This window comes from Streptomyces boluensis, from assembly GCF_009908195.1.
GTDB classification, from domain to species: Bacteria; Actinomycetota; Actinomycetes; order Streptomycetales; family Streptomycetaceae; genus Streptomyces; species Streptomyces boluensis.
In genome coordinates this window covers 1-1,479 of the sequence record NZ_JAAAHS010000707.1, presented here as the reverse complement: position 1 = coordinate 1,479, position 1,479 = coordinate 1, and the positions used below count along the sequence as shown (strand labels likewise).

General features: G+C 73.2%; 1 protein-coding gene. It reads right to left on the bottom strand.

All coding sequences use genetic code 11. The features are described from left to right. Window positions 1–7: 7 nt before the first annotated feature. The gene (locus tag GUY60_RS37620; RefSeq protein WP_161705988.1) at window positions 8–1,423 is read right to left on the bottom strand and encodes a DUF2079 domain-containing protein; all 1,416 of its coding nucleotides are present in this window, start codon (window positions 1,421–1,423) and stop codon (window positions 8–10) included. Window positions 1,424–1,479: the final 56 nt, after the last annotated feature.

Sequence of the window (1,479 nt, the reverse complement as noted above, 5' to 3'; positions counted from 1 at the left end):
GGTGCGGTCAGAGCATGCGCTTCAGCAGTACGTAGCCGCCCGCTGTGCCGGTCACGGTGTACCTGGCGTCGGGGTGCAGGTTCCGCGCGGTCCCTACCGGGTCCTTGTACTTGCCGCCGGTGTTCTCCAGGGCGATGTACTCGGGGGTGACGCCCTGGGTGTTGCCGAACCAGAACACCCGGCAACGGGACGTGAGATGGCTGATCGGCCCTATGTTCGCCTCGACCGTCGACCCGTCGGGGATGGTCCCGAGCAGCTCCTTCGCGGCGCTCGCACCGGGCCCCGCGCGGTAGGTCGCGGACTCGGTGAGCGTGCCGAGCGGCAGGGCCGTGGTCAGGGCCAGCGCCGCCGCGGCCACGGCGGTCGGCACCTGGGCCGCGTACGCCCGCAGCCAGGCCCGGCCGCTGTGCCGGGACCGGTCGAGGGCGTCGACGAGGGCGAGCGCGACGACCGGCATGAGGACGGCGCTGTAGTGCCAGTCGGTGCCCCAGTAGTGGCTGTCGCCGGACACGAAGCGCCAGCCGAGCGTGGGCAGCGCCACGATGATCAGCGGGGAGCGCAGCGCGAGCAGCCCGGTGGTGGGGACGATCAGCCAGCCGAGCGTACGGAACTTGGTGCCCAAGCCGTCCAGGGGCGTCGGCCCCTCGCTGACCTTGTCCCAGTAGTCGTAGCCGCCGCCGGTGTTGAAGGCCGGTATCAGCACGGTGAACGTGAGCAGCGCGGCGACCGCGCCGAACGTGGCGAGCCCGATGGCGTACGGCACCATGCGCGGCTCCTTCCTGCGCGCCCGCAGCGCCACGACCACGGCGAGCGCGGCGCAGGTCAGGCCCAGGTCCTCCTTGACGAGGACCAGCGGCAGCGCCCACCACAGCGCGGCCCGCCACCGCTCGCGCAGCACCGCTTCGAGGGAGAACGCGATCAGCGGTACGGCGAAGGCGATCTCGTGGAAGTCGAAGTCGACGGCGCGCTGCAGCCCCCACGAGAGCCCGTACGCCACCCCGATCGCGAGCCCGCGCGCCCGCCCGAGCAGCCGCGCCGCGACCCGCGTCACCGGCACCGCGGAGAGCGCGAACAGCGCGGCCTGGGCGAGGAGCAGCGTCACCGGCGAGGGAAACACCCGGTAGAGGGGCGCGAGCAGCGCGGTCACCGGGCTGAAGTGGTCCCCGAGGATGTGCGTGCCGGGGCCCTTCAGGTCCGCGACCGGCGCCTGGAAGTGGGCGTACGCCCGGATCGCCTGCTCGAAGATGCCGAGGTCCCAGGAACGGTTGTCGAGCCGGTGCCAGCGCAGCACGGACACCAGGGCGTATCCGACGGCGAGCGCGCCTGCGAGGAGGTACGGGTCGTACCGTGCGCGGGACGCGGCCCCCGCCGGCCGGGTCTCGGTGGCGGGGCCGCGGGCGGGGGAGAGGTCGGTGCCGGGCATGTGGCCATGGTCGCAGCCGGGCGTTTTTCCCCTCCCCGCCCCTTCCCGAAAGTCCT

Excerpts from the sequence above, each read along its gene's own strand:
- GUY60_RS37620 (WP_161705988.1), bottom strand. The coding sequence starts at position 1,423 with ATGCCCGGCACCGACCTCTCCCCCGCCCGCGGCCCCGCCACCGAGACC.